We start from the raw sequence: 20,819 nt of genomic DNA, 5'->3' as shown, positions 1-20,819 counted from the left end.
GGAGACCAAACTTAATGGATGAACAGTTGAACCATGCACCCGGTGGATTTCTAACGTTATCGGAAGATGGAATCATTTTATCAAGTAACCAAACATTATTAGGGGAATTAAATTACAGCATATCTCAACTAACTGGTCAACATATTAATAAAATCTTCACGAAATCAGCTCAGCTTTTTTATCAGCTTTATTTTGTTCCTCTTATAAAGGTTAATAAGAAGGTAGAGGAGATGTATCTTTCGTTAGAATCAAAGTCTAGAAAAGAAATTCCCGTTCTTTTGAACGCTCAGGCCAAGATACGTCAAAATGAAACTGTTATAGAATGTATCATGATTCCTATTCGACAACGCCATGAATTTGAAAACGCCCTGCTTGAAGCTAAGAAAGAGGCTGAAGCAGCCCTATTGGCAAAAAACAAAGCTGTTTCAGATCTAGAAATTGCTTTAAAGTCCTTAAAAGAAAAACAATCTGAATTACTAAAGTTAAATGAGCAAAACCAAAAGTACAAGATAGAAACAAAAAAAGAATTAGAGCTTGCTAGAAAAATACAAGAGACAACATTAACGGATTCAATCAGTAATGAATTTATACATATCGAAGCATTTTATAAAGCATCTCGGGAATTATCTGGGGATATCTACGGGGTCTATCAGATTGACAAATATCGTTATGGAATTATCATACTCGATGTAATGGGGCACGGTATCTCTTCAGCACTAATTACGATGTCCGTCCAATCACTGTTTCAACGATTAATCTCAAAAGAAGGAAATCCTGAAATCGTCGTTAAAGAATTGGACCAACATTTGCACAATCTTTTTCAAAATAATGAAGAGGCTCGGCATTACTGTACAGCTATGTATCTATTAATAGATACAAAGGAACAAAAGATAGACTTTATTAACGCTGGACATCCACCTGCTTTTTTGCAAAATTCCATGGGAATACAAGAGTTGAATTCTTCCGTTCCTCCAATCGGAACATTCGAAGGAACACAATTCAAAACAAGAACAATTCCTTATCAAAAAGGGAGCAGGGTACTTTTATATACCGATGGAGTGACAGATCCTTTTGGCTTTAATCATTTAAAACCATTACTATTAGATAATGAAACAAAACCAATGCATGAACTTAAAGAGGATATAATCCAATCAATGGATAACACAAACTTTGCCTATCACCAGAGTGATGATCAATGTTTTTTGTTGATTGATTTGTTTTAATGGAATAAAGACATCAAAAACCCTTAATAAATAAATAAGGGTTTTTTTGATGATGGAACATGGGGAAGTGCAGAGTTTACCTCTACGAACCAGAGAAATATTTTCATTAATAAACTCTGTAAAACAAAATAGAGTAAAATCTTATCTGGATATAATTGAGAGTGTAGAGAAGAATAAATGAGAGACGTATGCATGAATTTCATTGCTTCCTTTAAATGTACTTTAATAATGTCCATTGCAGCAGGACAATTGCATCACCCATGTTAAACAGACCATGGAGGTTACATCAATGAAAAAAGGATTAATTTTTGGAATAATATATGTAATGATCCTTGTGATTGCATTTTATTTCAAAGATTTTTTATTAACTTGGCTAAATGACAGTGATTTATCACAAATCCCCATGATGTTTTTTCTATCTATAATCTTTAGTGTGTTTCCTATTTTTCCTTTTTCAGTATTTGCTGGAATAATGGGAGTGAAATATGGCATCTTGATTGGGAGTATTATTAACTGGTTTGGTTCAGTAGGCGCAGCCATTATCTTTTTTGTTTTTGCACGTTATTTTTTTATTAATGAATTAAAAAAGTATGTCACTCGCTTCAAAGGGTTTGAATATTTAAATAAAACAATAAATCGAAGTCCTTTTTTGGCTGTATTATTGGCTCGGATCATTTATATTATCCCACCCCCAGTAATCAATATTTATTCCGGGTTAAGTCCGATGTCGTTTAAAACATATTTTCTTGCAACTGCTATTGGTCAAGTTCCAGCAATGATTGTTTACGCCTTTTTAGGAAACCAATTATTTACTTCTGCTCAAACATTTCTTCAAGTCCTTTTCATTTACGTAGGATTTATTCTAGTTGTTTTGTTCATTTATCGAAGGTGGCTTAGAGAAAAGTCAAAGATTGATTTCGATTGTCCGAAAGTCAAATAACATAAAAAAACACTCTTTATTCTGGAATTGCCAGAAATAGAAAGAGTGTTTCAAAGTATGGAGCATAGGGGGCTCGAACCCCTGACCTCTACGCTGCCAGTGCATAGGGCATATCAGGAAGGGAACGGACGTTCTTGGGTTAATCCTTTTGTATCAAAAGGTTCTTAGGATGCTTTATGGTTTAAATTGGACTAAATATGAATGTTGTCGCCAGTTTTCGGCGACAATTTGGCGACAATATTCATATTATAGTAGTTTTTTGTTTTTTAGAGAAAAGACCATCCAACTTATTTGCTGCCTCCTGATCTGCTTTCCTTAATACATGACCGTAAGTGTTCATTGTTACTCTTATATCGGAGTGACCTAAACGTTCAGAAATAATCTTTGCATGCACACCCTGATTGATTAATAAGGTTGCAGAAGTATGACGAAGGTCATGAAGTTTAATGTACCTAATACCTGTTCTTTCCGTAAATCTTCTCCACCATTTTGTAGGAGTATCAGGATAAAAGTGTGTTCCATCTAAATTGCAGAAAAGCCATTTATGCTCTTCTTCTATCCAAAGGTCTTCTGATTGCAGTTTCTCTTTTCTCCAATGTAGATAATAATCTTTGAGTTCACTGACTACTGAATCAGGAAGCGAGATCAATCGTTTAGATTTTTTTGACTTCGGTCCTTTAAGAACAGGTCCGTATTTTCCTTTTACAATAACTTGAGTAATATCTAGTGTATTATCATCCAAATCCACCTTTGACCATTCCAAACCTAAACACTCACTTCTCCTTAAACCAGCTGCAAGTGTTAACGTCAGAAACATCCTCCAATGAAAAGGTTCATTTTCTGCAGCAATGAACATCTTTTCAACTTCATCCTCATCATAAACATTTACGATCTTATCATCATCATCCTTAACTTTTGGCTTTCTAACACTATTTACTGGATTTTCCTTAATTAGTTTCCATTCTACGGCTCTTGTCATTACATTCCTAATGACTAAGTAGGTATCTTGTTTAGTCCTTTCACTCAAAGGAATTTCAGGATTTTTGACTCTTTTCATTCCATCTAACATATCAATTATATGAATAGGTTTAATCTGATCAATACGTTTATGACCTAATGCGGGTAAAATGTGATTTTCCAAATGATTTAGGTAGTTAGCTAGTGTCGTAGCTCCTAATTCCTTGATAGCGTACTTTTGTTCCCAGTCTACCGAAAATTCTTTTAACGTCATTTTTTCAGGTGCAATATATTTACCTGCTTCAACTTCTGCTTTAAACTTGTGATACTCAGCTTCTAGAAAATCCTTTAACTTCTTTTTTGTCTTTAATAGTGAATTATCTTCAATTTTTATCGTTTTATATTCACGATTTCTTTTCCCTTTTACTCCATATCCTGTTTCAACAGTTAGTAAAAAAGACCGTTCTCCTCTTTGGCGGATATTAGACATAGTACTCCTCCTTAGATAAGAATAAAAGAAGCTTTTCTTTCATTCGGTAGTAATTTTAGTACTTCCTCTATATCTGGCAATTGAATAATAAACTGACTAACTTCATAGGGTTCTATTCCATGTTTTAGAATTCTCTCTTTAATGCGATTTAAATTTAATCCTAAGTTGCATTCGTGGAGATTATTAATTAGTAAGTCTTCAATATTAATAGATACGCTCATTATCGAATCATCAAATTCATCACGGCCAAAGTATTCAAACGGTGCAATAACCTCAAAATAATAAGCATCTTGTTCCCAAGGGATTTCTTGATATTTAAAGGTTAATACATACCAAAAAGGAACTTCTTTACCCTCAAAATAGTCATAATATACTCGCTGTCTAGGCACAAATATCAAACTCCTTGTAATGGTTTTTTCTTTTCTATTTGTCTATTAAGCTTGTCCAGTAAAGATTTTGTCTCATCAGACCAATTTTCAGGACTTGCTTTTGGATAAAGTCTATTCATGTAGAGCCTAAACTTTTTATCAGACTCAGCTTGTTGTAATTGGTTACGGAAATGCAATAGTCGTTTCTTTGCGAAACTTTCAGTCACATTAAATGTCTCAGTAACAAATGTAATGCCATCCTCTATATTTAAATAGTTTATAATTTCATTTCTTAATAGCATAAATGTGGGGACACAAAAGTGGAGAGCGAAGTTATTCGCCTGTGCCTCCTGATGTTCTAAAAATGAAATAGTCATATATGTTTGATTACCATAATGGCGTAATACATGACATAATTCATGTCCAAAATCTTCCCATTGTTCTTGTAAACTTAATCTTTTATCTATAATGATTTCACCAGCATAAACTCTACTTGAAAAATTTTTATAATGTACGAAGATTCCTAAACGTGCTGCAATTTCTTCTAAATCAAGTTGTCTCGGTTGATAAATATCAATGCTGTAATAAAAGTTTTTTACCCAATCTTCTATAATAGTAGTTTGATATTTCATAAATTGACCCTCTTTTTAAGAATGTATGTTCGGTTTTATGATTAAAAAGAAAAGCCTATATAGGCTGAATGGTGATTAAATTCCAAGTAATTGTTTCTTTTTTGCATTAAATTCTTCTTCAGTTAGTATTCCTTCGTCTCTAAGAGTGGCAAGTTTTTTAATTTCATCCGCCACACTTGAGGTAGAAGGGGACTCAGTTTCCTGAATAGCTGAATCTTGTTTATTGTCAATTTGAATTCCTCCGTTAGAACCTTCTCTGATTAACTTAACAATATAATCCAAGCTATTTTTAGGTATATTTCTTATAGTTCTTTTCTTGCTACCAAATCCACTCTTAATTTTCAAATTAAGAATACCTAATTCCATTTGAGCCATACCGAATGGGTCTGGAGCTATGTCAAAATCCACTTCGACTATATCAGAATATTTAACAACCTCAGATTCAGCTCCACCAAATAAACCACCTTTCATGGAAACAAGTACAATTTGTTTATCTGTTACGACTAAAAATCCCGTTTTAGTTAGTTTAGGATCCGCAGTAGTAAATGAAAAAATATTTTCATCTTCTTTAATAACTTTCTTTAAATCCTTTATAGCAAATTCATAAAATTTTCTTTCAGTTTGCGGAAATTCTAAAGTTATTTCTTCCATTTCCTTCAGGGTAACGGGGTACTCAATTATTCCAAATCGATAATTTAATTTTGTGAACTTATTAGCCATGATATTGATCCGCCTTTACTGTTTATCTTTGTCTCGCTCCTTAATGAATTCCCAAAAGCGTATTAACTCTTCTATCTTTTCTTCTGGAGCATCTTTTAAATCCTTAAAAAAGATTTGGGTTTTCGGATCCAAGAACTCTTCCCACATCTCATCAGGTGAATTTGAACTCTCATTACCAGTCAATAAGTAATCAATTGAAACATCAAAAAATTCAGCAATCTTTTTTAATGTATCGAAATCTGGTTGCCTATGACCCTGCTCATAAGATGCATATGTAGTCCTAGCTATTTCAAGCCTAGTGGCCATATCCTGCTGAGTTAATTTTTTCTCTTTTCTAAGAGACGTCAATCTATCTTCGAAAGCCATGGTTATTCTCCTTGACTATAATTTACTTATAATTATAACTCCACAATAAGCGTCATTAAATAAATTACACAAAAAGAGTAATTTTGTATTGACTATACACTAAATGCGTAGTATATTAATGTCATAAGATGACGCGATAAGCGTATGGAGGTGGATAATATGCCTAAAAAGGCATCATATAGAGAGTGGCTAGCAGATTTCAGGGTTTCATTGGAACTAACTCAAGAAGAAGTTGCAAAAAAGGCTGAAATTGCTAGAACAACTTATGCATCTATTGAAAAAGGCGATCGTAACCCAAGTGTTAATAACGCAAAAAAGATAGCTAATGTACTTGGTTTCGAATGGACTCTTTTTTTTGAAGACAGAGTACGCGAAACGAGTCGAAAATCAATACAATCAGCATAAGGGGGTCCATCATGGGTAACAAAAAACTTACAGTTCAAGGTGTTGCTGAATATCTAGGTGTTCATCCAGATACGATTTACAACATGGTAAGAGAAAAACAAATACCACATTTTAGAATCCGTCGTCGCATTTTGTTTAGTGTTGAAACAATCGACGCTTGGATCCGTGAACAAGAATCTAAAATCAGTCAGGAGGCAATCTAATGAATCAATTAGTCTTTATTGAAAATAATCAAGTCGTTACAGATAGTCTTACAGTCGCTGAAGTGTTTGCTAAACGTCACTCAGACGTTATTAGAGATATTGAAGTTCAAATTAATAAGCTTTATGAAGCAAATGAACATGAATTTGGAAAACGCAACTTTGCGTTATCGTCATATCAATCAGGAACAAGAGAGTATAAAAAATTCAATCTAACAGAAGATGCGTTCACTTTAATTGCAATGTCATACGTAACACCTGAAGCAATGAAAATGAAAGTGAAATTCCTTCAGGAGTTTAAAAAAATGCGTGAGCATATTGAACAAAACAAAGTAACACCTTTATCAAAAGACCAGGCACTAGTAACTGTTCTTCGTACAACAGCTGACCTAGTAGAAGATACACAGGCAATTAAAGTAGAGCAGCACGAGATTAGAAAACTCATTACGCAAGTTGATCAAAAAGTTGATGAACAAATCACTCTTGATTATGGGGAGCAACGCAGACTTCAAAAAGGTGTAGCAACCAAGGTATATGAAGTCTGCAAAGACCCAAAAGAGAGACCAAAACTATTTCGTGAGCTCTATCGAGAAATCAAAGATAGATTCGGTGTTGCTAGTTATAAGGATGTAAAACGAAAGGAATTACAAACTGCCCTTCGCTACATAGAAAATTGGATACCTAGAAAAGTATCATGACCTTAATTCTACAGAATTTTACAAAATTCAACGGTAGAAGGGGGGTGTCTTGAAATGAAAAATGGTAGGGCAGCAAAAGCGGTTAAGGAAGCTAGGGTTGAAGAACGATTGACACAACAACAACTTTCTTTTGAAATCTATGAATCTCGTGAAGCAATCTCTCAACAAGAAAATGGCAGATATAAAGTACAACCGAATATAGCTAACTATTTCGTAGAGGAACATAATAATCCATTCCCAGCAATTGAAGCAGCGCATGAATATACAAAATGGGGAGTAGCTAAGTTGGATGGTGACGCAGTTGATTTACATAGAACAAGCGTCTCAATGAAAACAAAAGAAGAGTTACATGAAGCGTTGGAAGCTGTTGCAGAAGCGAATAAAAAAATCTTAGTTAATCCTAACACATTGGATCCAACATCTATTAAAACGATTGAAAACTCTATTCAGGAATGCATCGATGCAATTACTGCATTAACACATTATGTCGCTATTCTTTGCAAGGAGTATGGTATCAGTTGGATGAAGATGTGGACACAACACAAACTGAAGCTAATTCAAAGGAGGTTTATAAAACAATGATTGATGTATTTACTGTTTTTATTTTAGTTTTCACAGTTGGCTCATTGGGTGTAATGATTGGTTCATTCGATAGAAAAAAGTCAGGTGAGAAGAAATGAATTTAGAAGATTCATTAAAAAATTTAGTTGGAACATTTAAAGACCTTGCTGAGGATGCCTCGGAAAACATTAAAAAATACAATGATGTAAATCTTCAAGGATTCTTCCTCGGAAAAGAACAAGCCTATAGGTTAGCTGCCAAGTGGGTTTTAGACATTATCGCAGATACAAAAAAATAAACAGTTGTGTTCGTACCACAACTGCCTAATCAAAACCCATTCGATTAATAACATTATATCATTCTATAACATTTAAAGGCAAGAACTCTTGTTCTTGTCATCACAGTTAGGAATATAGAGTAACTTACTGTCCCCCGAGTTTATATTCCTGGCTGTGATGATGCGAATAAGCATCAAAAAAGCCCACTGGGTAGAGTGAGCTTTTGGGATTCATTGAATATGAAAACTTACATTTATTTTAATGGATCCCTCTAAAAAATTCAAATGGAGGTTGAAGGAAAATGATTGAAGTCCCTTTTAATCAAGCAGACCAACGTCGTTTGGCACTTGCAGGAGGACAGATCACAATCAAGGCAAGTGGGTTACCGGTGTTCCAATTCAAATCTAAGGAACAATTCAACTTGTATGTAGAGTTAGGAAAATTAAAGAAAGAGGGGAAATTGCATGCGCCAAATTAAGTTGGTAAAACTAGTTCTCGAAAATTTTAAAGGAGTCCGTGATTTTACTCTGGATTTACAAGCTGAAAATGTAAAAGTCTATGGTGATAATGCGACTGGCAAGACAACGCTATTCGATGGATTTATCTGGCTTTTGTTTGATAAGGATAGTCAAAATCGTAAAGATTTCCAAATTAAGACGTTAAGTAATGGAAGGAGTTTAAAAGGCTTAGAACATGAAGTAGAAGGAGTTTTTCTAATTGATGGAACAGAACTTTCTCTTCGTAAAGTATTCGCCGAAAAATGGACAAAGAAACGCGGAGCTGCCCAAGCAGAATTTAGTGGACATACTACAAACTATTACATTAATGGAGTACCAGCTAAGAAGAAGGAGTTTACTGATAAAGTTGCATCGATTGTTGAAGAGGATATTTTCAAACTTTTAACGTCACCATCTTACTTCAATGAACAATTACATTGGCAAAAACGTCGTGAAATTCTTTTAGATATATGTGGCGATATTACAGATGAAGAAGTAATTTCTAGTAACACAAAATTGGCAAAGCTTCCAAGTATTCTAGGAAATAGAAGCATCGAAGAACATAGAAAAATGATTGCTGCTAAGCGTTCAGAAATTAATAAAGAATTAGATCGCATTCCTGTCAGAATCGATGAGGTTCAAAGAACGGTACCGGACATTTCTGAACTCGATGAACAAGAAATTCATGAAGAGATTACATTCTTTAAAAGCCAAGTTGATGGTAAAGAACAAGAATTACTTCGTATTCAAAACGGATCAGAAGTAACTGAAAAACAAAAGCAATTACGTGAAGCTGAAATGGAGTTAATGGATATAAAGAATGACCATCAACAAGCTAATTTCAGTAAAACTAACGAAAAGCAAACACTTCTATATGAAGCTAAGAGCCAATTAGATTCTTTAAAACATAACAGAAAGATAAATGAGCGTGAACTTGAGTCATTTCGAATGCAAGCTAGTGCCAAAGAAACAGCAATTAAAAACCTTAGGGCTCATTGGTTTAGCGTAAATGAGGAAACTTTCGAACATCATCAAACTTCTTGCCCTACATGCGGACAAGACTTACCAGCAGAACAAATTGAAGAATCCATTAGCCGTTTCAATCTAGAAAAGGCAGAGAAGTTAGAAAAGATTCAGCAAGAAGGTAAACAGCTAGCTGAGGAATTAGAACATGTTAAAGAAGAGATCGTATCTCAAGAAGTTGCTTTAGAGATGCATGATAAAGATATCACTGAGCAAGAGAAAATCGTTCAATCAATTCAAGAGGAGATTGAGGAAATTAAATCAACTGTTACTGATGTTACTCAATCACCTGAATACCAAGCAAAACAAAAGCAAATTGATACTATTAAACAATCTATTGAAGAATTAAAAAAATCTACTTTTACTGCAGCTGAATCAGTTAAGCAAGCCATCCATGGCTATAAAGCAGAAATTGCAAAGCTTGAGCAAGAGAAAGCAAAATTTGCCCATGTTCAATTAGTTGAAAAACGTGTGATGGAACTACAGAACCAAGAGAAAGAACTTGCTAAGGAATTTGAGGACATCGAACAACAGTTATTCCTTACAGAAGAGTTTATCCGTACAAAGGTAAATCTACTCGAGGAGAAAATCAATTCTAAATTCAAATATGCTCGTTTCAATCTTTTCAAAACTAACATTAATGGTGGTCTTGAAGAAATATGCGAAACAACATTCAACGGTGTTCCTTACTCTGGTGGCTTAAATAATGCAGCACGTATCAATGTCGGCCTAGATATTATAAATACACTTTCTGAACACTACGGTGTATCAGCTCCAATCTTTGTTGATAACAGTGAGGCTGTTACACAGTTAATAGATATTGAGTCACAGGTTATTAGCTTAATAGTTTCGGAAGCTGATAAGAAGCTTAGAGTGGAATATCCAAGACAATTAAATAGGGAGGCAATCTGATGAGTACTAAACAAGTGGCAATAATCCAAAAAGATATAACGGATGACGTAAATCGTAGTTTAGGAAGATTGCAAGATGAAGGATTGCAACTTCCTGCAAACTACAACGCAAGTAATGCTCTAAAAAGTGCGTTCTTTAAATTGCGTGAGGTAAAAGACAAGAGTGGTAAACCCGCATTAGAAGTTTGTACAAGGGAATCAATTGCTAACTCTTTACTAGATATGGTTGTCCAAGGGTTGAGCCCAGCTAAGACGCAGTGCTATTTCATTGTGTACGGCAATCAGTTACAACTTAATCGTTCTTATTTTGGTACTCAAGCAGTACTTAAAAGATTAACCAATGTAAAGGATATTTGGGCAAACGTAATTTTTGAAGGTGATGTGTTCGATTATGAAATTGTTGGTGGTAGAGAAAAGTTGCTTAAACACGAAACGAATTTCTTGAATCGGGATAACGAAATTTTAGGTGCATATGCAGTTGTAAAAACAATAGATGATGAAGAATTGCTAACGGTTATGACGAGAAAAGAAATTGACGCAGCGTGGGGTCAAAGTAAGACTTCACAAAGGGTGCACAAAAATTTCCCCCAAGAAATGGCTAAACGTACAGTTATAAATCGAGCTGCCAAAGCCTTTATTAATACAAGTGATGATAGCGATCTACTTGTAGAAGCAATTAATAAATCAACTGAAAATGAGTACGAAAATGAACGTGTGGATGTGACTCCTGAAACAGAGGTACAGCAACAAATTGAGGAAAATGCTAATTCAGAGATTATTGATATCGAATACAGTGAAGTTCAAGACGAACCTGAACAGATTAGAAATGAGGAACCACCACAAAAACAAAGTGCTTTTGATTTTGACCAGGGCGGTCCAGGATTTTGATTGAGGTAACAGCACTTGCATCTAGTTCAAAGGGGAATTGTTACCGTGTTACAGACGGTCATACTCCCCTTCTACTGGAATGCGGCATCAACTATCGGGAGATTCAAGAAGGTCTGGATTTTCAAATGTCTGACATTGCTGCTTGCTTAGTAACCCATGAGCATCGTGATCATTGCAAATCAATTAAAGATGTCCTGAAATCAGGCATTGATTGTTACATGTCAAAGGGTACAGCTGAAGCTATAAACGTGCAGCATCATCGGATTAAAAAGATTCAAGCAAAACAACAGTTCAAAATTGGCACATGGACCATATTACCTTTCGATGTTCAACATGATGTATCTGAACCCTTAGGGTTTTTGCTAGCTAATAAAGACGGTGAGAAGCTTTTATTCGCAACTGATACCTATTACATCAAATACAAGTTCAAAGGCATTACACACCTTTTAGTTGAGTGTAATTACTCTTTAGAAATACTCAATGAAAACATTATGAGTGGAAAGGTACCACAAGTAATGAAGAAACGTCTTCTACGGTCTCATTTTAGCCTAGAAAACTTCAAAGAGTTTCTGAGGGTAAATGACCTCTCAAAGGTACAAGAAATCTGGTTGCTCCATTTAAGTGATTCAAATAGCAATGCTGAACTATTTAAGAGAGAAATACAACAATTAACAGGGAAGGTTGTTCATGTCCCAGGATAAAGTTGAAGTTGATATTTTACTAGAACACTATTATTTAGCGAAAGATGCTCCTAATAAAAAAGAGTATTTCACTAGCTTAGTTCATGGGTATATAAAGCTTTATTTCCCACATTTGGAGCTTGTATCAATCAAAGGTATGAAAGCAATCTGTAAAAAGAAATAGGGCACGAAAGAGGAGGCGAGGTGATATGTCCAAAGAAGCATATTACTTTTCACACGACAGCAATGCGAGGCATGACCCAAAAATACTATCAATGAGAAGTGTATATGGATCTGAGGGATATGGTTGGTACTGGATCATTATTGAGATGTTACGTGAGCAAGAAAATCACAAAATTGAAATCACAAAATACGTGTGGAATGCATTAGCAATGCAAACGCAATGCAACGCAGATGCAATGCAGAGCTTTGTATCAGATTGCATAAACGAGTTCAAATTGTTGCATTCAGACGGAGAATATTTTTGGTCTGAGTCACTTTTAAGAAGGATGGAATTTAAAAGTGAAAAGTCAGAAAAGGCAAGGAAGGCAGCTGAAGCTCGTTGGAAAAAATCCAGTAAAGACAAGGCTTCTGCTAACGAAGAAAAAAAGCAAAGCACTAGCAATGCAGGTGCAATGCAAACGCAATGCGAAGGCAATGCCATAAAAGAAAAGAAAGTAAAAGAAATAAAAGAAAAAGAAAGTAAATTATTTAAATTAAAAGATGATGACGGCACACCTGAAATTATTCAGTCGTTAATTGATAATCAAATTGTTTCTCCAGGTGGATTAAATAAAACCCTTAGTGATGATCTAGACGACATTATTCAAAACTTTGGTTTTACTGAACCGCAAAAAGTAATTCTGGAAGCAATAACAATATCAGCTCGTGGAAATGGTAGAACCTGGCGGTTTGTATTTAATAAACTGAATTTTTGGCGTAAGAACGGGGTTAAGAGTGTTACAGATGCCATTAATCTTGAAAATAAGCCAATAGGGAATCAGTCTTCAAGATTCGCAAAAGTAATTCGTACTGAACAAAAACCTGAATGGATGGGTAAGGAAAGCGAACAACCTCAAAAAAGAAACTATACACCAGAAGAAATTGCTGCATTCGAAGCAGAAAAAGCAAAGCTGTTTGGACGTATAAAAAACTATAAAGAACAGAAAAGTGGGTGAATATATGAACACACAAGCTACTAAGCTATCGCAAGCAGTTGAACAACGAAAGGATTATTTAAAGAACGAGCTTTTGCGTTACGGATACTTTAAAACTCCTGACAATAAACAGTTATACGAATTAACCTTAACTGAATTAGAGCAGATACATATCTCTGTTAAAGCTCAATTTGGCAAAGAAATGTCAAAGGATGAAGGAGCATGAAAGGCGGCAGCGTTATTCTCAAGGATTGGAATAAATTAAAGTTGGTCAAAAGAGTACAAGAATTAGAAAAACGCGGATATGTTTGTGCAACTCCTATTCGAACAATCAAGACATCATCTAAACAATTTGATTACGTAATGGATGGTTATTCGGGTAATAAGCGTAAATTTGTTGGTACACAGGAACTTGATTTATTTATGGTCAAAATGACGAGGGAGGGTGCGTGATAAATGACCATACCAAGAATATTGCATTATCCAGGTAGTAAGTGGAGTATGACAGATTGGATAATTAGCAAAATGCCTGACCATGAAACATATTTAGAACCTTTCTTTGGATCCGGAGCAATCTTTTTTAACAAGAAACCTTCAGGGATTGAAACTATAAATGATTTAGATAGTAATGTTGTTAATCTTTTTAGGGTTATTAGAGATCACCCATTTGAATTAGCAGAAAGAATTGAATGGACTCCATTTTCTAGAGAGGAATATTATTCATCCTATGAGGGACAAACAGGTAATGATTTAGAAGATGCTAGAAGGTTCTTAGTACGTTGTTGGCAAGCTATAGGAGCAAAAACAAGTGACAGAACAGGATGGAGAAGTTTAATTAACTTTAACGGTCCAAATACTGCAAAAGAATGGGGAAAGCTTCCGAATAAAATTTTACTGGTCGCTAATAGATTAAAGGAAGCACAAATCGAACATCAGCCTGCAGTTAAGTTAATTGAACGGTATAAAAGAGAAAGAGTTTTGATTTATGCAGATCCTCCTTACATCATTGAAACTAGAACAAAACGTCACTATAAACATGAAATGACTTTAGACGATCATATTGAATTACTGGAAGTATTAGATAATCATCCAGGACCCGTTCTTCTTTCAGGATATGCTCATCCTTTATACGATAAGAGATTGAAAGATTGGTACAGGGAAACAAAGAGTGTATCAGCTGAAGGTGGAGCTAAGCGACAAGAGGTTCTCTGGATTAATCCTAATGCTGCAGAGTTTGGTTATAAGCAACAATCGCTATTTTGAAATAAAGGGAGGCAACGGCCTAATGACAAATGAGCAAGCAAAAAGAAACTTTGTTTTGGATGAGTTGAGACGGCTGGGTGTGACTACAACGCAAAGTGGGACAAGCATCACAGATTGCAACTACGAGGAACTGAAATATGAGTTGGTGCTTGCTTCATTTCGCGAAATTGATATTCAAACAGATTCACATAGATGGTTTTAGGAGGGAATTGAATGAACTGTCCAGTTTGTAATCGCCCATTAAAGAGCAAGAAAAGCATCGAGAGGGGTATTGGTCCTGTTTGTGAAAGAAAGCTTGAAAAACTGAAGGACAATGCTGACGAAAATCAATTGAAAATGGATTTGAAGAACAATGCAAGCTAAAAAGTACGGAAATAAAGTCGTGTATGCTGATGGCCACAAATTTGATAGTAAAGCCGAAGAAAAATACTATCAGCAATTGAAATGGCTCAAACAGGCTAAACAAATTAAATCATTCAAGCTTCAACCAAGATACTTGCTGCAGGAAGCTTTCAAAAAGAACGGTAAGTCATTCCGTAAGATTGAATATGTCGCAGATTTCGAGATTACTAACTTAGATGGATCCATTGAGGTAATCGATGTCAAAGGAGTAGAGACTGAGGCTTTCAAAATTAAGCGTAAGCTGTTTGAAAAGCTTTACCCTTATAATCTATCCCTAATCACTTTTGAAGAGAAATTAGGCAAATGGATGGACTTAGAAGAGCTAAAGAAATTAAAGGCGAAACCGCGAAAGAAAGCGAGGGCGAGGAAAATTGGCAAACCGAAAACGTAAGCGCAAATGGTACTTACTCTTTCGTTTTGAAGATGGACAAGCTGTTTACCTTTATGAACCTTTGCAAAAGCACGATTTGAATAGCAGATTACGTGCTGGTTGGAAGAAGGTGAGCTGATGTTACAAGGTATATGCATCGGTACAGAAAATACAGTGGTGTTAACAGAAGGAGAACAATATTATCTCTTCCCAAATGGAACGGAACACTATTATGTTTCTAAATTTCCTAATGAAGGAGCTCATACTGGTTGCTTTCAGGCTAAATATTTCAAGGTGATTGAAAAAGAGGATGTTGCAATGCCTGAACTGGATAGAGAAAAGGTTTATTTTGCTCACATGTATCGTAAGGAAGGTTATCCCGGACTGGAGCTTATTGAATATTACATCAAACCAAAGAATACACACTGCAATATCTATTTTGATAAAGCTTTAACTCAATTTAAAGGTTGTTTTCCGATAGATTGGTTTACTGATTTTGAGGAAGTCGTACCGGAAGCACAGAAAAGCGATCCGATTGTTGAGGAAATTGAATTTCGATGTACGGAAAACGGACAACTGGTGTTGTTTTGACGAAAAATGCGAATCAAGGAATGGAGGGAATAAAATGAGTGTTGTTGATAAATTGAAAATTATTAATAGTATGCCTGTTGCTGATTATTCTGTTGCAGGTGGTGAAGTTGAATATGTAGTAACAAAAGAAACAGATAAAAAGGTTGAAGCACTAAGGGAAATGGGAATGACAGATACTGATTATAAACAAATGACAGATGAAGAAGGATATTTAGATTTATCTTATTTTGCATTTAATGTTTTGGGTGCTGAATGGTGGAGTAGAAAAACAGGATTCAGTATTTAGTGCGTATTTCGAATAAAAAATGAAGGAAGGAGAAGTGAAATGGACATTACAGTTAATGAACAATCACAGCGATTTTATTTAGCACTTGAAGAGTGGGTTCCTGTAGTTGGTCACGAAATTAAGGTGGGGAAATATAGATTTTGTGCTATTCCATTAAAAAAAGTAATTAACATATCTGAAGTAACTACGGGTTGCAAGTTATTCAATATTCCACTAGATATAACAATCCACCTAATCACATCAACAAAAGAGGACACAATCAAGTTCCTATATACAGTTGGTGAATCGATTAAACGAACAATTGATAAGCAATCCGACTTTTCTGGGATGCTTTCAGAAATGAAAAAGACAGTTTTTGAACGATTAGGTGAAATGCCACCAATCGAAGATGTTGATACTGATTGGATATTTCAAAAGGTTAGTGATGTTTTGAATTAAAGAAAAAAGTCAGGCGGCAACCTGACTTTTAAGGTAGATATGAATGTTTTGGATAATAGTATATACGCACTTGAATCCTATAAGTTTCATAAAAAGTAAATTTTATCACAGGGGTGCTTGGATGAAAATAAACGTTGATAAAATGGCCGTTGAAATTGACCTAATGAAAAACGCAACATACATCGTGAAAGACGGAGAAATTCAAGAAGTCCCTACTCCTAAAGATGGTTATGGTAAGCAGATTATTAGCTGGCAAGGTGGCAAGCCGTGTCATGGAAAATTGGAGATAGATTTTAGGTTTTGACGAAAAATCCACATTAAGAAAGGAGTGTTTAATAGTGTATTGTTCCAATTGTGAAGGGGAAAAAGACTTTAAAGATTTGGGCGAGTGTGTGGCTTGCAAAGAACTGTTTTGCGTAGATTGTCTTGTATCACCAAAAGCTCCACCGCACCCGATGATTGATTTCAATATTTGTGATTTTTGCTACAATTTCAATTCGTAGTTTGAACAAAAATCCTTAAAGGAGTTGAATAAATTGGATAAAGATTGTTACGTGAAAATAAAAACTGAATTCGTTGAAGCAGAATTTATTGGAGTTTTTCAGTATTCAAATGTCATAGATCCTTCCCCTATGGTAGGAGGTCATCGTGGGGGAGTAATTGCTTACCCAATAGCAGTAGTGAAGATGAATGATGAACTAAAAGAAGTTAGGCTATCAAATGTAACGTTTAATAATTAAATAAGCTTATCGGAAAAACCGAGGGCACATTTCATTCATGCGAGTAATTCGCGGTGGTGATTTGTGCCCTTTTTTATTTTACTTGGAAGGGGACAAGGGTATGCAGAAATCATTTCAAGAGCAATTGAAGCAATGGAAGAAGAACCATATGCAGGTGAAAGAGCAAAGGAAATGCAAGCCAGTTAAACGGAAGCCAAATAAGAGATATTCTGAAAAGCTTTCCCAACGTGAATTGCGCGACTTAATGGGGATGAATAGACAGATTTTACATCGGGGGAAAGGTGGAGCTTATAAATGAATAGAAAAGACATTGAAAATATATTGAAAGATTATCACTGGATGATTAACTCAATTAAAATTTTGAATGATTCCATGAAGGATGCAGGAGAAGGTTTAACAGCTCAATATGGCGATGCAGCTGGAATGCCAAAAGCGCAGGGAATAACAGGCGATCCGATTTACCGTGAAATTGTAAGACGGGAAAAAAGGTATAAAGTAATAAATAGGTACAAGGCTAAGATATCAATTATTCAAGATAGATTACATGTTATCGATAATGACCGTGAATCCGAGGTGTTACATTGGCTATTAGAGGGGAAAAGCTATCGTTGGATTGCCATGCACATGGGACTATCTCATTCACATATAAGCCGATTAAGAGAAAGTATAATCGATAAATTAGTCAATTATGTTCCAAATGTTACAAATGGTACAAACGAAACAAAATTGCAAAATCAAAAATCTGCTTGCTAAAATGGGAGGGAGGTCGGCGCGGTTGAGTTACACTAACCTCTTTTATCCTCGTTTTGCAAACCTTAGGTTTTTATATAAGCGAATTTTTCTACTTTAAGCATTTTTATAAATAAATTTAATATATATTTATTAAGGACCCCGAGACGTCACACTGAAAATCCGTCCGGGGTAATAAAAACTGGGCCAGTATTAGCGGTATATATTTATCTCTATATACGGGCCATTCTTTATTTGTATAATTATGAAAAAAATCAAGAAGAGTATCAACAGATCACCTCCTAGTTCCCCCTTTATTTAAAAATATATGTTGATGGTTTATGTTGTATGCAATTTCCTCCTTTTTCCTTATAATGGACAAAAGGGGGGTGAAAATATTGGAAAAGTTTTATATTGCATTTCACATGAATAATGGCGATAAGATTGAAATCGAAGAGGAGAACGATGCAAGTTATGATTTCTCCATTGCTCTAAAGCAAGCAGACAAATGGCTTAAAAAAGATAACCAAATTATCAACTTAGATAATGTAAATTACATCAAAATTGAGACTGAAACACAGAAACAAGAAGATTTAAAATCTATGACAAGTGCATTTACAAACTTGAATTTTTAACTAAAGCATCCTTCGGGGTGCTTTTTTATATTCCAAAACAACTCAAACACTCGGAGGTGGCAGGTGATGTAGCATGGCTGAAAAATATGTCTTAGCTGAAAAAGATTATGTCAAAGGCATGAAATACAAAGATATTGCCGAAAAATACGAGGTTTCAATTAACACGGTTAAGTCGTGGAAAAAGCGATATGGATGGAATCGTGATAGGGGTGCACCCAAAGAAAAAAGTGTGCACACAAAAAAGAGGGGCGCACCTAAAGGGAATATTAATGCAAAAGGCAATGAAGGTGGAGCACCTAAGGGAAATCAAAACGCTGTTACTCACGGTTTCTTTTCTAAATTTCTTCCACCTGAAACATTAGAAATCATGGAATCTATGCAAGAGAGAACAGCTGCAGATCTAATATGGGATCAGATACAAATCCAATATGCAGCTATTATTCGAGCTCAACAGATTATGTTTGTTACTGGTAAGGATGAAATGATTAAGGAACTTAAGAAAGCTAAATATGAATACTATGAGAAGCCTAAAGACCAAGGTGGAGGGTATGAGCAACAAGTAACAGAAGAGGAATTTGAGTTCCAATTCGCTTGGGATAGACACGCAACCTTCTTAAATGCTCAGTCCAGGGCAATGGGTGAATTGAGAAGTCTTATAAAACAATTCAACGACTTAGCTCATGAAGAAGATGAGCGCAGACTTAAGCTTGAACAAATGCAACTTATTTTCGAGAAGACAAAAGCAGAAACTGACTTTGCTCGAATGCGTGCTGATAAACTTCGTGGGGCTAAGAAAGATACATCTATGCTTGATGCTCTTGTTGAAGGTCGTAAGCAATATGAACAGATGATGAAAGAACGTGAGAAAGATGGCTAAAAATATTGTTTTCAGTCCCAAACAACTAGAAACCATTTATAGACCTTTTGATTACACATTTGATGTACTGGAAGGAACACCACGTTCTGGGAAGACAACAGCTGGTCATTTTCGTATGGCTGATTATTATGCAGCATGTCGTGATACAAATCACTTGATTACTGCTTATAACCAAGAGCAAGCATATCGATTATTTATCGATGGTGATGGAACAGGGTTAATGCATATTTTCGATGGTTTATATGATATGAAGCATGATGAGCACGGCTCACACATGGAATTACACACTCCAACAGGTGTGAAGAAAATTTATTACAAGGGTGGAGGAAAAAGCAATAGTGTCGGTGCAATAACAGGTATGTCGCTTGGTAGTGTAGTATTTTGTGAGATTAATTTGCTACATATGGACATGATTCAGGAATGCTTTAGACGTACCTTTGCTGCATTAGACCGATACCATTTAGCAGACCTTAACCCACCAGCTCCGCATCATCCTGTTATTAAGGAAGTGTTCGATGTTCAGAATACTCGATGGACTCACTGGACACCAAATGATAATCCGATCTTAACCGACCAAAGAAAGAAGGAAATTCACGATGTATTAAGTAAGAATCCATACTTATATGCACGTGACTGGTTAGGACAACGTGTAATGCCTGAGGGTGTCATTTACTCCATGTTTGATATGGATAAGCATGAAAGACCAACTCTTATTGGACAACCTTATGAAATGTACTTTGTAGCCGATGGTGGTCAATCAGATGCAACGAGTGTTAGCTGCAACATCGTGACCAGGTATGAAGGAAAGTTTAGGTTAAATCGTGTAGCTAACTACTATCACAGTGGTAAAGACACCGGACAAGTAAAGGCGATGTCAACTTATGCGAGGGAGATTAAAGAGTTTGTAAGATGGTGTACTGATAAATTTCAGATGCGTTTTACAGAGTTTTTTGTCGATCCTGCATGTAGGTCATTACGAGAAGAATTACACCTAATTGGCATCCAGACAACAGGCGCAGATAATAATTCCAAAGATATAAAGAGCAGTGCAAAAGGAATTGAGGTTGGTATTGAGCGTTCACAGAATGCCATTACTAATAATCAATTCTTTTTAATTGAGTGTGATAAATATGACCACTACAACTTTCTCAAAGAAATAGGGATGTATTGCCGCGATGAGAGTGGAAAGCCCATTGATGATTTTAACCATGCGCTTGATGAATTCCGGTACAGTGTGAACTATTTCTATAAACGATATGTAGTGTAAGGGGAGAGAATTTAATGAAACATTCTGATGTATATTACAAAATTGAATTAAGACCAAAATACACTGATGGTGAGCGTGTAGAAGTTTATATAAAAGGTGACAAAAAGAAACTTGTAGCCTTTCTTTTAGATATTGGTGATTCGTTTTATGTAACGGTTTTAGATGCAAATTCAGAAGGCTATATACTTAAAACAAAAGAAGCACCACTAGAAAGGTAATAATAAGGC

The 20,819-nt window shown here is 35.4% G+C and carries 35 protein-coding genes and 1 pseudogene; 30 read left to right on the top strand and 6 right to left on the bottom strand.

All coding sequences use genetic code 11. The annotated features are described in order from the left end of the window. Positions 1-14 precede the first annotated feature (14 nt). Together AC4GZ8_RS21120 and AC4GZ8_RS21115 are read left to right on the top strand one after the other, a co-directional pair. Positions 15-1,223 carry a PP2C family protein-serine/threonine phosphatase gene (locus AC4GZ8_RS21120; protein WP_491083882.1) on the top strand — a complete coding sequence of 403 codons (1,209 nt, stop codon included), beginning with the start codon at positions 15-17 and terminating at the stop codon, positions 1,221-1,223. A 289-nt stretch (positions 1,224-1,512) separates the two neighbouring features. Continuing rightward, positions 1,513-2,163, top strand: a complete 651-nt coding sequence (locus AC4GZ8_RS21115) for a TVP38/TMEM64 family protein (protein ID WP_491083881.1) — start codon at positions 1,513-1,515, stop codon at positions 2,161-2,163. Positions 2,164-2,404: 241 nt separating this feature from the next. Here the strand turns inward: AC4GZ8_RS21115 and AC4GZ8_RS21110 are convergent, their stop codons facing one another. The 6 genes and pseudogenes from AC4GZ8_RS21110 to AC4GZ8_RS21085 all read right to left on the bottom strand — a co-directional run bounded on the left by AC4GZ8_RS21110 (position 2,405) and on the right by AC4GZ8_RS21085 (position 5,696). Then, positions 2,405-3,610 (bottom strand): tyrosine-type recombinase/integrase, encoded by a 1,206-nt coding sequence (locus AC4GZ8_RS21110; RefSeq protein WP_491083880.1) that lies wholly within the window; start codon positions 3,608-3,610, stop codon positions 2,405-2,407. Positions 3,611-3,621: 11 nt separating this feature from the next. Beyond that, positions 3,622-3,999: a hypothetical protein gene (locus AC4GZ8_RS21105; protein WP_491083879.1), complete on the bottom strand. Its 378-nt coding sequence runs from the start codon at positions 3,997-3,999 to the stop codon at positions 3,622-3,624. A gap of 5 nt (positions 4,000-4,004) precedes the next feature. Next, the gene (locus AC4GZ8_RS21100) at positions 4,005-4,610 is read right to left on the bottom strand and encodes an ImmA/IrrE family metallo-endopeptidase (protein WP_491083878.1); all 606 of its coding nucleotides are present in this window, start codon (positions 4,608-4,610) and stop codon (positions 4,005-4,007) included. A 75-nt stretch (positions 4,611-4,685) separates the two neighbouring features. After that, complete coding sequence (locus AC4GZ8_RS21095; RefSeq protein ID WP_491083912.1) at positions 4,686-4,784, bottom strand: SHOCT domain-containing protein; 99 nt, start codon at positions 4,782-4,784, stop codon at positions 4,686-4,688. Between the two features lie 78 nt (positions 4,785-4,862). Continuing rightward, positions 4,863-5,330, bottom strand: a pseudogene (locus AC4GZ8_RS21090) (PH domain-containing protein); the annotation flags it as partial. A 15-nt stretch (positions 5,331-5,345) separates the two neighbouring features. Then, positions 5,346-5,696, bottom strand: a complete 351-nt coding sequence (locus tag AC4GZ8_RS21085; RefSeq protein ID WP_491083877.1) for a helix-turn-helix domain-containing protein — start codon at positions 5,694-5,696, stop codon at positions 5,346-5,348. 159 nt (positions 5,697-5,855) lie between these two features. Between AC4GZ8_RS21085 and AC4GZ8_RS21080 the strand changes: the two genes are divergently transcribed. The 28 genes from AC4GZ8_RS21080 to AC4GZ8_RS20945 all read left to right on the top strand — a co-directional run bounded on the left by AC4GZ8_RS21080 (position 5,856) and on the right by AC4GZ8_RS20945 (position 20,810). Then, the gene (locus AC4GZ8_RS21080; RefSeq protein ID WP_491083876.1) at positions 5,856-6,101 is read left to right on the top strand and encodes a helix-turn-helix transcriptional regulator; all 246 of its coding nucleotides are present in this window, start codon (positions 5,856-5,858) and stop codon (positions 6,099-6,101) included. A gap of 11 nt (positions 6,102-6,112) precedes the next feature. Beyond that, positions 6,113-6,304, top strand: a complete 192-nt coding sequence (locus AC4GZ8_RS21075; RefSeq protein ID WP_491083875.1) for a helix-turn-helix domain-containing protein — start codon at positions 6,113-6,115, stop codon at positions 6,302-6,304. Beyond that, entirely contained in the window at positions 6,304-6,999 is a 696-nt protein-coding gene (locus tag AC4GZ8_RS21070; RefSeq protein ID WP_491083874.1) for a Rha family transcriptional regulator, read from the top strand. The genes AC4GZ8_RS21075 and AC4GZ8_RS21070 overlap by 1 nt, the downstream gene beginning before the upstream one ends. 54 nt (positions 7,000-7,053) lie before the next feature. Next, positions 7,054-7,581: a helix-turn-helix domain-containing protein gene (locus tag AC4GZ8_RS21065; RefSeq protein WP_095302109.1), complete on the top strand. Its 528-nt coding sequence runs from the start codon at positions 7,054-7,056 to the stop codon at positions 7,579-7,581. Positions 7,582-7,675: 94 nt separating this feature from the next. Further along, positions 7,676-7,858 (top strand): hypothetical protein, encoded by a 183-nt coding sequence (locus AC4GZ8_RS21060; RefSeq protein WP_491083873.1) that lies wholly within the window; start codon positions 7,676-7,678, stop codon positions 7,856-7,858. A gap of 281 nt (positions 7,859-8,139) precedes the next feature. Then, the gene (locus AC4GZ8_RS21055; RefSeq protein ID WP_491083872.1) at positions 8,140-8,316 is read left to right on the top strand and encodes a YjzJ family protein; all 177 of its coding nucleotides are present in this window, start codon (positions 8,140-8,142) and stop codon (positions 8,314-8,316) included. Then, entirely contained in the window at positions 8,303-10,270 is a 1,968-nt protein-coding gene (locus AC4GZ8_RS21050) for a hypothetical protein (protein WP_491083871.1), read from the top strand. The genes AC4GZ8_RS21055 and AC4GZ8_RS21050 overlap by 14 nt, the downstream gene beginning before the upstream one ends. Continuing rightward, positions 10,270-11,157 carry a recombinase RecT gene (locus AC4GZ8_RS21045; RefSeq protein WP_491083870.1) on the top strand — a complete coding sequence of 296 codons (888 nt, stop codon included), beginning with the start codon at positions 10,270-10,272 and terminating at the stop codon, positions 11,155-11,157. Before AC4GZ8_RS21050 ends, AC4GZ8_RS21045 begins: the two co-directional genes overlap by 1 nt. After that, positions 11,154-11,858: an MBL fold metallo-hydrolase gene (locus AC4GZ8_RS21040; protein WP_491083869.1), complete on the top strand. Its 705-nt coding sequence runs from the start codon at positions 11,154-11,156 to the stop codon at positions 11,856-11,858. Before AC4GZ8_RS21045 ends, AC4GZ8_RS21040 begins: the two co-directional genes overlap by 4 nt. Continuing rightward, entirely contained in the window at positions 11,845-12,021 is a 177-nt protein-coding gene (locus AC4GZ8_RS21035; RefSeq protein WP_491083868.1) for a hypothetical protein, read from the top strand. The genes AC4GZ8_RS21040 and AC4GZ8_RS21035 overlap by 14 nt, the downstream gene beginning before the upstream one ends. Before the next feature lie 25 nt (positions 12,022-12,046). Next, a complete protein-coding gene (locus AC4GZ8_RS21030) occupies positions 12,047-13,015 on the top strand; it encodes a Lin1244/Lin1753 domain-containing protein (protein ID WP_491083867.1) in 969 nt (322 codons plus the stop codon). A gap of 4 nt (positions 13,016-13,019) precedes the next feature. Further along, positions 13,020-13,220: a Fur-regulated basic protein FbpA gene (locus AC4GZ8_RS21025; RefSeq protein ID WP_491083866.1), complete on the top strand. Its 201-nt coding sequence runs from the start codon at positions 13,020-13,022 to the stop codon at positions 13,218-13,220. Beyond that, on the top strand, positions 13,217-13,447 hold the full coding sequence (locus AC4GZ8_RS21020) for a hypothetical protein (protein WP_491083865.1): 231 nt from the start codon (positions 13,217-13,219) through the stop codon (positions 13,445-13,447). Before AC4GZ8_RS21025 ends, AC4GZ8_RS21020 begins: the two co-directional genes overlap by 4 nt. 3 nt (positions 13,448-13,450) lie before the next feature. Continuing rightward, positions 13,451-14,257, top strand: a complete 807-nt coding sequence (locus AC4GZ8_RS21015) for a DNA adenine methylase (protein ID WP_491083864.1) — start codon at positions 13,451-13,453, stop codon at positions 14,255-14,257. 22 nt (positions 14,258-14,279) lie between these two features. Next, a complete protein-coding gene (locus AC4GZ8_RS21010) occupies positions 14,280-14,459 on the top strand; it encodes a hypothetical protein (protein ID WP_491083863.1) in 180 nt (59 codons plus the stop codon). Between the two features lie 11 nt (positions 14,460-14,470). Further along, a complete protein-coding gene (locus AC4GZ8_RS21005; RefSeq protein ID WP_491083862.1) occupies positions 14,471-14,620 on the top strand; it encodes a DUF6011 domain-containing protein in 150 nt (49 codons plus the stop codon). Next, the gene (locus AC4GZ8_RS21000; RefSeq protein ID WP_491083861.1) at positions 14,610-15,050 is read left to right on the top strand and encodes a DUF1064 domain-containing protein; all 441 of its coding nucleotides are present in this window, start codon (positions 14,610-14,612) and stop codon (positions 15,048-15,050) included. The genes AC4GZ8_RS21005 and AC4GZ8_RS21000 overlap by 11 nt, the downstream gene beginning before the upstream one ends. A 117-nt stretch (positions 15,051-15,167) precedes the next feature. Further along, entirely contained in the window at positions 15,168-15,620 is a 453-nt protein-coding gene (locus tag AC4GZ8_RS20995) for a hypothetical protein (RefSeq protein WP_491083860.1), read from the top strand. A 34-nt stretch (positions 15,621-15,654) separates the two neighbouring features. Beyond that, entirely contained in the window at positions 15,655-15,906 is a 252-nt protein-coding gene (locus tag AC4GZ8_RS20990; protein ID WP_491083859.1) for a hypothetical protein, read from the top strand. Between the two features lie 39 nt (positions 15,907-15,945). Further along, complete coding sequence (locus tag AC4GZ8_RS20985; protein ID WP_491083858.1) at positions 15,946-16,344, top strand: hypothetical protein; 399 nt, start codon at positions 15,946-15,948, stop codon at positions 16,342-16,344. Positions 16,345-16,465: 121 nt separating this feature from the next. Beyond that, positions 16,466-16,648, top strand: coding sequence for a DUF3954 domain-containing protein (locus AC4GZ8_RS20980; protein ID WP_491083857.1), 183 nt, complete (start codon positions 16,466-16,468; stop codon positions 16,646-16,648). Between the two features lie 232 nt (positions 16,649-16,880). Next, complete coding sequence (locus tag AC4GZ8_RS20975) at positions 16,881-17,084, top strand: hypothetical protein (RefSeq protein ID WP_491083856.1); 204 nt, start codon at positions 16,881-16,883, stop codon at positions 17,082-17,084. 63 nt (positions 17,085-17,147) lie between these two features. Then, positions 17,148-17,270 carry a hypothetical protein gene (locus tag AC4GZ8_RS20970; protein WP_491083855.1) on the top strand — a complete coding sequence of 41 codons (123 nt, stop codon included), beginning with the start codon at positions 17,148-17,150 and terminating at the stop codon, positions 17,268-17,270. A gap of 108 nt (positions 17,271-17,378) precedes the next feature. Further along, positions 17,379-17,837 carry a helix-turn-helix transcriptional regulator gene (locus tag AC4GZ8_RS20965; RefSeq protein WP_491083854.1) on the top strand — a complete coding sequence of 153 codons (459 nt, stop codon included), beginning with the start codon at positions 17,379-17,381 and terminating at the stop codon, positions 17,835-17,837. Positions 17,838-18,211: 374 nt separating this feature from the next. Continuing rightward, positions 18,212-18,448, top strand: coding sequence for a hypothetical protein (locus AC4GZ8_RS20960; protein ID WP_491083853.1), 237 nt, complete (start codon positions 18,212-18,214; stop codon positions 18,446-18,448). 73 nt (positions 18,449-18,521) lie between these two features. Then, on the top strand, positions 18,522-19,325 hold the full coding sequence (gene terS, locus AC4GZ8_RS20955; protein ID WP_491083852.1) for a phage terminase small subunit: 804 nt from the start codon (positions 18,522-18,524) through the stop codon (positions 19,323-19,325). Then, a complete protein-coding gene (locus AC4GZ8_RS20950; RefSeq protein ID WP_491083851.1) occupies positions 19,318-20,592 on the top strand; it encodes a PBSX family phage terminase large subunit in 1,275 nt (424 codons plus the stop codon). Before terS ends, AC4GZ8_RS20950 begins: the two co-directional genes overlap by 8 nt. A 14-nt stretch (positions 20,593-20,606) precedes the next feature. Further along, complete coding sequence (locus tag AC4GZ8_RS20945; protein ID WP_095302346.1) at positions 20,607-20,810, top strand: hypothetical protein; 204 nt, start codon at positions 20,607-20,609, stop codon at positions 20,808-20,810. Positions 20,811-20,819: the final 9 nt, after the last annotated feature.

It is taken from the genome of Metabacillus sp. RB-C-LZQ-3-1, from assembly GCF_058315175.1.
The sequence above is the reverse complement of the archived record's forward strand: the minus strand, read 5'-3'. Positions and strand labels throughout refer to the sequence as shown.